Raw genomic sequence first — 9,256 nt, forward strand, 5'->3', positions numbered from 1 at the left:
CTAGAGGGCACTTGGCGGGGTAGTACCGCGCAAAAAGGGTTTGAGCACTGCCACCAACTCGGTGACATCAGTAGGTGCGAAGACGCCGTCGATACCCTCGTGTGAAATGCTGTCGAACGGTGGTTCGTAGAGTTTTTCCACTACGATGCTGCCGTGCTGAGCGATGTAGTTTTTAAGCAGGTTCATAAAACGTACCTGCTGGGCCGTGAGGCTTGGATGGGCATGGAGGAAGCTCTTGAAATGCTCCTCGATGGCTTGGGCATCCAGACCGATAATCTCGCGCACGGTTAGGTGCAGCTGATCGGCCGTGCGACCGTAGAACTCATTGAGTACTTCCAGACTGACGCCAGGGTGGCTCGTGAGGATGGTAGACGTGAGCGTTTTCAGCTCCGGTTCGGCAATGGGTTCGCCCTTGTGGATTTTCTGCAGGATCGGATTAGCCGCGAGCATGCCGTCGAGAATGTCCTTGAGGCGACGGCGATAGATCATCGCTTCGCTGGCACCGGCGATGTACACCGCTCGCTCCCCGCCCTGCACGTTGTCATCCCTGGTTTTGGTGGTGTCTATGCCGTACCCCGTGCTGGTTCCTGTTTGCCGGTATTTCATGATGCCGCGAAGTTCTTTGCGCGCGTTTTCCAGTTTGTCGATGCTCGGGTTCTGCCAGAAACCGGCGCTGCGCACTTCGGCAATCAGCACATCCTTCTGACGCACGGCCTGGATGTTGACCGCAAGCTTGTCCAACTCGGCCAGCAGGATGATCTTGCCATCATCGAAACAGCTGGCCTTCTCGACCAGGCAACGCTGAATGCCAGCAATCAACTTGTCCAACGCCGTGGCGTGTTTGTCGCGCAGCACCCGGGCCGACATCAGCGGGGCAATAGTATTGCTGAGCAGGTGCTGGGTTTTAGCATCGAACTGTTGCAGCAGATTGGTTTGCTGCAACTGGTGGACGACACGGAGTTCGCGCTTCACCGCCACGCTGTTTTCCGGCAGGTCATTGATGTCTGCACGTAGCAGTTCAATGGCTGCGTCGAACGCTGCTGCATGTTTCTGACGGAGTGCGGCCTGGGCAAGCTCCAGACGAGCTTCGAAGGTGGTTTGCAGCAGGGATTTGCCGCCTGTGTCATCCGGTTCCTGGTAATCCTGCTCGAAGAAATCGAAGTTGCCGTAGTGATCGAAGATCAGGAACTCGCTTTTATGTTTACCAGTGCCGAACAGATTAGGCCTCAGACGCGTGCCTCGACCTATCATCTGCCAGAACTTGACCCAGGATTTGACAGGCTTGGCGAATACCAGGTTGACCACTTCCGGAACGTCGATACCGGTGTCGAGCATGTCTACCGAAATGGCGATGCGGAAGTGGTTACCCGGCTTCTTGAATTCCTTGATTAGGGTGTCCACATGCGGAATGTCGTTGTGGATGACCTTACAAACCTTGGCCCCATACTGCGGGTAGAGCTTGCAGAAGAGCTTTTCCAGATGCTCGGCGTGGTCCTGGCGTTGGGCGAAGACGATGGTCTTGCCGACCAGTGAACCGGTCTCATCCTTAATGCCGTTGTTAATCAGATTTTCCAGGATAATGCGATCGGTGTCCTCACTGAAAATCTTGCGACCAATGTCCTTGCCGGCAATGGTGGTGCGCTTGGCCTCCTCCTCGCCGAGGTCATCTTCCAACTGGCGCTTCTGCTCATCGCTTAGGTCGTTGTAATGGATTCCGTCGCGCAGGAAGTCGGTGGTGAGGTCACGTACACGGAACGGTGCCAGATAAGGGGGCTCGTTGTTGATCGCGGCATCCAAACCGAACTCGAAAGTTGGATCGGTGGTTTCGCAGTCGAAAATATCAAAGGTGTTGCGGCTGATGAACTTCACCGGAGTGGCGGTGAGGCCAACCTGTAGGGCGTCGAAGTAATCGAACAGGTCGCGGTACTTGTTGTAGATGGTGCGGTGACTCTCGTCAGCAATGATCAGGTCGAAGAAGCCCACATCGAGCTGAGCGAAGCGGTTCATCATGCCCGGGTAGGTTGCGATATAGATGCGTGCGGTTTGATCCACCTTGTTGGTTTCACCGATCACGCAGCGCGGCTCACTAGGCAAATTCTGCTTGAAGGCCTCATCAGCCTGCACGCGAAGCTCCTTACGGTCGCAGAGAAACAGCACCCGTTTGGCCCAACCAGTGCGCAGAAGCAGCTCGGCCAAGGCAATGGCCACACGGGTTTTTCCTGTCCCGGTGGCCTGGATGATCAGCGCCTTGCGGCGCTGCTTTTGGAAGTGCGCAGCAACAGTTTTGATTGCTTCAATCTGGTAGGGCCGGTCGGCAATGCTCAGCTCGGGGTTGTGCTTTTCCAGCTCGGCGATGCGGTACTGACGCTGATAGTTCAGGTATTCAAGGCTGTCCTTGCTGTAGAGGCCGTACACCGGGCGATAGGTGTTGTACTGCTTGTCGTCCCAGATGAAGGTTTCGTAGCCGTTGCTGTAGAAAATCACCGGTCGCTGCATGCCCATGCGCTCGAAGCCGTCGGCGTACATACGAGCTTGTTCGCGCCCTGCCTGCAGACTGACATTGCCGGACTTCTTGGCTTCGATCACGGCCAGAGGCTGACCGTTGTCACCCCATAGCACGTAATCCGCACGCCCTTTGCCGGACGTGTTTCCGGGGAAGTCGACTTCCACCTCATGGCCGACCTGAGCCGGGTTACTGACATCCCAGCCGGCCTGCAGAAGCATGGCGTCGATCAGCAGTGCGCGGGTCTTGGCTTCATTCCATTGCAGGCTGTCGGCAACCTTCTGACTCTGCTGCTGACGCTTTTGTTGATCTGGCTTGGCAGGTTGGTCCAGCTTGTCGAGGTTGCGGGTGCGCTCCTGCTCCAGCTTGTCCATAACTCGCTGCAGCTCTTCCTGCTGCTTCTGCAGTTCTTTCTCGTAGCTGGAAACTGATTGCTGAAGCTGACTCAGCGCAGCGGTCGGATCCTTGACCTCAATGAATTCCGGCAGCGCCGCCTGAGTAACGCCGTAGTACTTTACAGCCATATACTTGGCAAGCTCATGCGCTGCATTTAAAGCCAGCTTGGCATTGCGCAAATCGCCCTCGCCACCATGAGCAGCGTCGTTACCCTGAATACGCAGGAAGTTAATCTGATAAACCAGCGATTTGCTGACGCAATCATTGAACACGGAGTCTTTCACCAGCTCATAGAAGCTCGACTGCGGCATACGCGGCAGCAGTTCTTCTTTGTAGATGGTTTTGGTCAGCTCTTCGGCAAAGCTGCGCAACCGGGTGAGGGCGCTGCCCGGATCGATGTGCAGCACCGCTTCAGCAAGGCCAGCCAAGTTGGCCAGCAGTTGGTTGCCGGTGCGAAGGAACTCGAAGTTAAGTGATTTCATAAAGGCTATTCTGTCCATATCGATCCTATAGCGAGGACCGTGCCAGTTTTATTCGATGCCGTATTTTTCCATCCAGTTGCTTAGCGTTTGCTGGCTTTTAAGGCCTAACAGACTGGCGGCCCGAGTTTTGTTGTGCCCAGTAATCGCCAGCGCCTTATGTATGTATCGGCCCGCGATTGACGAAATTATGTCTTGTATATCAATACCTTGCGAAACATCAGCGACCGATAAATCGGCCTCCGTTTGAGGTAATTTGAACAGCGCCTGTTCGATATCGCTAGCGGCTATCAGATCACCTCGACACCATAGAGCAGCTCGGAGCAACGTGGATTGCAGCTCACGGACATTGCCACGCCAAGGGTGATGAAGGATAAGATTTTTTGCTTCTGCGGAAATTTTCTTATTGCCGAGACTGGGGTCTTGGCTAGTAATACCAGACAGCACCTTCTCAGAGAGCAAAAGCAGATCGCCCTCCCGCTCCCTGAGAGGCGGGAGGTGCAAAACGCCAACGGCGATGCGGTAGAACAAATCTTCACGGAAGCGGCTTTGTGCAACTTCCTGCATTAGATTGCGGTGAGTCGCAGTGATCAGTCGCACATCAACTTTGAGTTCCTGGCTCGCTCCCACTTGGGTGAAGGTGCCTTCCTGTAGCACCCTCAGGAGGCGCACCTGCACATCTGGCGTCAGTTCCCCGAATTCATCCAGAAATAGCGTACCGCCGTGTGCCTGCTGAAAAACTCCCGCCCGATCTGCCACTGCCCCCGTGAATGCACCTTTTTTGTGACCAAACAATGTGGAATCGATCAACTCAGGCGCAATGGCACCACAGTTGACTGCGACAAAATGCTCCGCAGAGCGCGGCCCCGCATTGTGAATTGCTCTGGCAAACAACTCCTTACCGGTGCCGGTTTCGCCGTAAATCAGTACCGGAACCTGCTTCAGCGCCAGGATCTGCGCCTGCGCCTTGAGCGCCAGCATGCGCTCGTTTTGCGAGACGATACTGTCGAAGGCAGCATCCACTGGCACGTCTAGCCCTGCAAGCTGAACGAGCTTATTGGTGCTGATCGCATTGACCGCCGGGACATACTCAGCCGCGATTTCGAAGGGCACCTCAACTTGCTGAACGCCTTGCTCAAGTGAGGATTGGTAAAAAGTTGCCGGGTAGCGAGTCTTGCCCAGAAGAATCCACACCGCTTGCATAGCAGGTGTGCCGGGGCTGAGCAGGATAGACAACTGGGCACCTGGAACACTTAGACGCTTTAAATGCTGATTAGCTGCCTGGTAGATCTCCCCGAAATGGACGGGGGAAGACAATTTTTCGTAATACGCCGTGATTGGCACATCGATCTGCTCGCGGAGCCAAGCAAGATAGGGCTCAACGCGCTCCGTGGGATACGAGCAAAGCAACTGGAGACTATCGGCAGGTACAGCTTTTAGCGTGGACAGAATCGGGCCCGACTCACTGCCTGAAACTGCCTTGAGATCATTACCGCCAATCCAACTGATCAAAACGCGATGCTTTTTCACCACTGTCCCTGTACTCCCGGCCTCCCTCTTGCCGATTAGCATGAGGGGAAGATTTTTTTCTGAATTGCGGCTCAAATAATAAACCATCAGTGCGTTCGGTCTCGATGCGGCTCCCGACCTGAAGGCGACAATAGGCTTATGGCTGACGAGATGAGCACAGTACATTGAATGCTCGTGCTCCGAACCTACTTAGCTGAAGAGCGACGGTATTCTCGGTACAAGAACGACCAGAAATTGAACGAAGAATCCGCTCCTTGTGCCTCTTCAAGCTCCCATTCATGCTAATGGAGTCATTACCTCAGGGAGCCAGCTCAAAATGTCACCAGACTCACCAACCCCGACCAAGTGGCAGCGTTTTTGCTGCCGCTACCTAAGACAACACGCTTGGCAACATGAGTACGACGTCGGCGGTGACATTAACCCGCAAAAATTCTTGGTATGTATCGTTTGCAAAAAAGATGATAAGCGGAAAATTCACGACAGATACCCGCCGTCGAGATAGGCGGGATGGCCACGCTTTAGTGACACGACCGGAGCATGGTGCCGGTCTTGAATCATCAAGACCGACATCTCGCTGATTTAATCCAAATCCGAGCAGCAGACGTTTTGAGCTGTAGGGGGCCCAGACTTTTACCTGCTGTCGAGATTCCTGACGCACTTGCTCGCGAGCTAGTATTTGTTGAGCGATGGTGGCCTGGATCTCTGTATAAAGTTGCGGACGTTCATTATCACGGTCCGCACAGCCACGACCAATGCATAAGGCTCCATATCGAGCACATCGGGGTGGTTCCACTCCCTATCCGGACGAATGACCACAACAAACCATTTATCGGCAGGATTACGCTGCTTGAAGATCCATCTGGAGGATTGCACGGTTCGTCGACTTCTGAGCTGCGCCGAAATATCACGGTTAGGGACAGCGTCATCATTACGAGTCTTCTCTTCGTCCTGTTTTTCGTAGTTGAAAGACTTCTGGAGAAACTCAAGGGACTCACCTTTGACCAGACGGTAACTGATTTGAGTCGCCAAATGATCTAGCCGGGTGGTTCGAATTGCTGGTGAGTAGGCAAGGGTAACGCTTAGCTCCCTTATGCCCTTAGCCTTGCGTAGATAGGAAGCAGGCAGCGTAGTTCATAAAACTGACACGAGTCCTTCTCGATCGCTTCCTCGCATATCAAAACCACGCAATGATCAGAGTGTTGCGATTTCCTACACCTTCCTCCTCGGGCACTGTCTGTCGCGCTCGTGTTAATTTGGACAGATGCATAGGGCGTTTGCTAATGGATATCATTGAGTCAGTGGCAGTTAAAGGTGGCGTCGAACTGTTGCGTGTCCCGTCTTCGATCACCACAGAAGGCTTTTACTTTCCCCTTGAATACACAAAATTTCGGGATGAGTTTACCTAGCCGAGCATTCGATTATCATGGAAAAGAGAATGGATCAATAACTTATCTTTTCGCATCAAACGACACCTGCTGTCCAATGATGATTTCTATCGAGCGGCAACCTAGGCTCGTTTCTGCCTCGGGCTTTCAGCGCTAGTCGAAAATACTCTTTATTTTCCTGGCAGATAGATTTTTATTACTTCAGTTGTTTCTTTTGTAGGCAGCGACACTTCATCGAACGGGACAAATCTTTTCGCCAGCCCCTGATCAGTTTTGATAACCTTGTCGAAATCATATGTCAATTTCCTGGGCACTACGGTTACGGCAACTCCTTTTTCTACGTCCAATGCGAGTTGCATCCATTCGTCTCCTCTCTGAATGAAGAACGCAGTAGTTCGTTCCTTGGTATCCCAATATGCTTTCCCTTTTGTGATTGCATCAAATGCCCAGTCACGTACTGTAGTGTCGGTGACTACTTCGCCCATGCCGTCCACTCGCCACCAGCGCATTTTAATGTGTTTACTAATCTGCATAGTATGGTTCAGCAGATTTCTAACACTAGTTGCCGCATTTACCGTAGGTGCAATGCGCGAAAGAGCTTGGCTAATTGTTGAAGCCGCTCCCCCCGATACCAAGCTGACACCTAGCGATATTCCTCTCATCCATAACTCACCTTCTGCTAGCATCTTCCCAGTTAGCAAGTCTCGGCCTGTTATCAGTTCGGTTGCATCACGAGCCATTGCCGTCATTGGATTCAATCCTATGATTAAATCCACAGAGTTCATTAATATATAGGCGGCCGACTCCGCAAGTTGCCCAGCGGCCCGAGCGTCATCAACCCTTCCCTCCTGCAGATTCTTCTGCGCTTCATTTATAGCTATGATACCAGTAGCTTTAATTTGCGCATGTGCATAGGAGGCTGGATTAATTGAAGTGAGTGCGACATATGAGGACTCTAAAGAAACTTTTAGATCCCAAGGGGCGCTTGAAAAATCTGGAACTCCTGTAATATTAGTATTAGTATATGAAGGAGAGACAAAAACAGTGCCATTTGCGACCGACTTCAACTGCGCAAATGCGTCACTAGTTTGTTTTAAATTGTCTACAATAGATTGCGAGTATAGTTTAAGTTGAAATTGGTGTTTTGCTATTGCTTCCTGAAATGCCATTTCACGCGCTTTTAATTCTGCTCGCATGCTTGGAGGAACTGCAATATAACCTGCCATTGTTGTAAATGCTGCACCCAAAGCGGCGCCAGCTCCCGCGGAAAGTTTATTCTCAGATTCTAAAGTACCATTTCCTTCTATGGGTTTAGATGTATCAGGATCTACTTCGACAATTCCCTGCATCATAAATCTATCGGGCTCATTTTCTCCTCCACTTCTACGCTCACCCGAATAAACCGCCTGATATGTTTTTCCATCAAACGCTCGAAAAGTGACAATTTGTCCCGCAACAAGCTTTTCTATGTCAGCCAAAGACATTGCTGCCAAATCAACTATCTGAGCATTTTCAGCAGCGTGTACTCGATTAAAACCGTCTCCCATCAACGCTAAAACCGTGAGCCCGACATACATCAGCATTGTTGAAATTGAATACCTTATGGCGCCCATCATCTAGCTCTCCGGACTAGCATTTAACCTACTCACATTTCCAGAAATTATGGAGTTCCATATATTGATTCTTGAAAAATAAGTAGAGGAGGGGTCAATTACTTCAGAACTCATGCACATAGAGTGCTGAAATGATTCCACTCCTCGCAAATAAGCATTTAGTTGCAATGTAGAAATATGTTCATTTAGGGCGTCTCTTTGCAATATCAATTTTGCGCCTTCTCGAGCATGCTCCATCGCTGCTTCCGTGCAGGTCATTCTAATCCACTCTTCGGTTGAAAACGGTGGTTGCGATATTCCTTCCTTGTAGAGTAAATCTGCAACTGCAACTGAGTAAAAATCAATTGCCACTTTGTATCGATCCTTAGCCTCAACAAGTACAGACTCCGCTTGGGATCTTTTTTTATGTAAATCCTCTATATCAAGCCCAGGAACTTTACCTATCAAGCCAGATAAAGGCTTATTACTGCCACCCCATGAGTCAATTCCATTCACAGAGTCAATAAACAGCTGCATCGAAAATAACGCCCTGCCTAGAGCTGAAATACATGCATCAAGATCTTCAAGGTTTTTTACAATGTTCGTATCTGCGCAGTTTTTACGAAAATACTCCAAGCTATTACTATATGCCCCCAAGGACCCCGTAGACGTTGCTATTAAATATCTTAGATTGATCCATGCTACGTTATTACTAATATTTTGAATTTCTATAACTCGTGTATAATTGTCTTGGATATCGTTATATATTTCCAGCATTTTTGCTTGATGACCGGCCTGCATACCTGCTTCAAGTACCGATGCAACAAGAAGCGCCGCGGCAAGTGCAGGTGCCGCAGGTCCTCCCAGTAGTGTATATGCAGCTAAACTAGCCCTTGAGCCAGCATATGCACGTTGCTTGTCGTTATCAGCTCGCGAAAAATCGTATGCTGCCGTGCCTAAGTCGATTGATGAAAAAATTGTTGTTCCCACGCCTACAGGTAACGTTGTTGCGACTGTTTTATTAAAATATTCAGCCATTTGATTTTTCGCATAAGCTTCAGCTGACTTCAATGCAATATCCGCGGCAACCTTATCTTCATCAGACCCGGCCTGAGTTGGCTGCGATAGCAAAACTGCTGAGCAGAGTAAAACTAATCGTCGATTCATGAGAACCCCAATCTCTAATGGGATATTAAAATGCACTCCCCCCCAAACGACATGCAGACTTTTTGTTCCTTGTTAGTACTTGTTCCATCCGATATTGTATGGGTGGCGTACATTACTACTTTAAACTCTTTACCCATGGTTGCAATTGACTCGGAATTAGACGTTACATCAGGCAATTCGCTTTCGTATATTTTTGATACAGTA

Annotated in this window: 6 protein-coding genes; all 6 read right to left on the bottom strand. The window is 50.5% G+C overall.

Features of this window, described 5'->3' with window-relative positions; all coding sequences use genetic code 11:
- The gene (locus ORL50_RS02705) at nucleotides 1-3,381 is read right to left on the bottom strand and encodes a DEAD/DEAH box helicase family protein (protein ID WP_266009674.1); all 3,381 of its coding nucleotides are present in this window, start codon (nucleotides 3,379-3,381) and stop codon (nucleotides 1-3) included.
- A 48-nt stretch (nucleotides 3,382-3,429) separates the two neighbouring features.
- The gene (locus tag ORL50_RS02710; RefSeq protein ID WP_266009675.1) at nucleotides 3,430-4,995 is read right to left on the bottom strand and encodes a sigma-54 interaction domain-containing protein; all 1,566 of its coding nucleotides are present in this window, start codon (nucleotides 4,993-4,995) and stop codon (nucleotides 3,430-3,432) included.
- 582 nt (nucleotides 4,996-5,577) lie between these two features.
- On the bottom strand, nucleotides 5,578-5,937 hold the full coding sequence (locus ORL50_RS02715) for a hypothetical protein (RefSeq protein ID WP_266009676.1): 360 nt from the start codon (nucleotides 5,935-5,937) through the stop codon (nucleotides 5,578-5,580).
- 526 nt (nucleotides 5,938-6,463) lie between these two features.
- Complete coding sequence (locus ORL50_RS02720; protein ID WP_266009678.1) at nucleotides 6,464-7,909, bottom strand: pre-toxin TG domain-containing protein; 1,446 nt, start codon at nucleotides 7,907-7,909, stop codon at nucleotides 6,464-6,466.
- Complete coding sequence (locus ORL50_RS02725) at nucleotides 7,910-9,052, bottom strand: hypothetical protein (protein WP_266009679.1); 1,143 nt, start codon at nucleotides 9,050-9,052, stop codon at nucleotides 7,910-7,912.
- Nucleotides 9,053-9,066: 14 nt separating this feature from the next.
- On the bottom strand, nucleotides 9,067-9,256 hold a 190-nt coding region (locus ORL50_RS02730), incomplete at its 5' end, for a hypothetical protein (RefSeq protein WP_266009680.1).

This window comes from Pseudomonas sp. RIT-562 (assembly GCF_026241895.1).
Lineage (GTDB): Bacteria > Pseudomonadota > Gammaproteobacteria > Pseudomonadales > Pseudomonadaceae > Aquipseudomonas > Aquipseudomonas mandelii_F.

Excerpts from the sequence above, each read along its gene's own strand:
- ORL50_RS02705 (WP_266009674.1), bottom strand. The coding sequence starts at position 3,381 with ATGAAATCACTTAACTTCGAGTTCCTTCGCACCGGCAACCAACTGCTG.
- ORL50_RS02710 (WP_266009675.1), bottom strand. The coding sequence starts at position 4,995 with ATGGTTTATTATTTGAGCCGCAATTCAGAAAAAAATCTTCCCCTCATG.
- ORL50_RS02720 (WP_266009678.1), bottom strand. The coding sequence starts at position 7,909 with ATGATGGGCGCCATAAGGTATTCAATTTCAACAATGCTGATGTATGTC.
- ORL50_RS02725 (WP_266009679.1), bottom strand. The coding sequence starts at position 9,052 with ATGAATCGACGATTAGTTTTACTCTGCTCAGCAGTTTTGCTATCGCAG.